Annotated in this window: 2 pseudogenes; one reads left to right on the forward strand and one right to left on the reverse strand. The window is 69.0% G+C overall.

Annotated elements, in window-relative coordinates:
- Positions 1–101: 101 nt before the first annotated feature.
- Positions 102–221 (reverse strand): annotated as a pseudogene (locus tag ABGA94_RS00015) (hypothetical protein); the annotation flags it as partial.
- On the opposite strand from ABGA94_RS00015, the pseudogene ABGA94_RS00020 reads away from it, so the two are divergent.
- A pseudogene (locus ABGA94_RS00020) lies at positions 208–329 on the forward strand (thymidine kinase); the annotation flags it as partial. The pseudogenes ABGA94_RS00015 and ABGA94_RS00020 sit on opposite strands and share 14 nt — an antisense overlap.

Below are 329 nucleotides of genomic sequence, written 5' to 3' on the forward strand. Positions count from 1 at the left end.
CTCTGCTTCTGGTCGCCGGCAACGAACTGGCCGATGCCCGGGCGGGCGCTGGCGTCCATGCTGCGGGCCTGGTGGTGGGCGTCGATGACGCGGACGGAAGCGTAGTAGCCGGCTTCGGAGGCGACCAGGAAGTGGCGGTCGGCGGTGAGCATCCAGCGCGCCGGGCGCAGGCCGTTGCGGTCCAATGTACACACCGCATAGCGGCTGTCGCAGGCGACGATGACCGTGCGCGTGGACGAGCATGGCCACGCCGTGCAGGACGGCCCGCAGGTGGAGATCGGTGGCAACGAGCGCTACGTGTCGGTCAGCCGTGCCGAGTTCAAGAAGAT

The organism is Stenotrophomonas sp. 3diitr2024, assembly GCF_042136455.1.
In the GTDB taxonomy this organism is placed as follows: domain Bacteria; phylum Pseudomonadota; class Gammaproteobacteria; order Xanthomonadales; family Xanthomonadaceae; genus Stenotrophomonas; species Stenotrophomonas sepilia.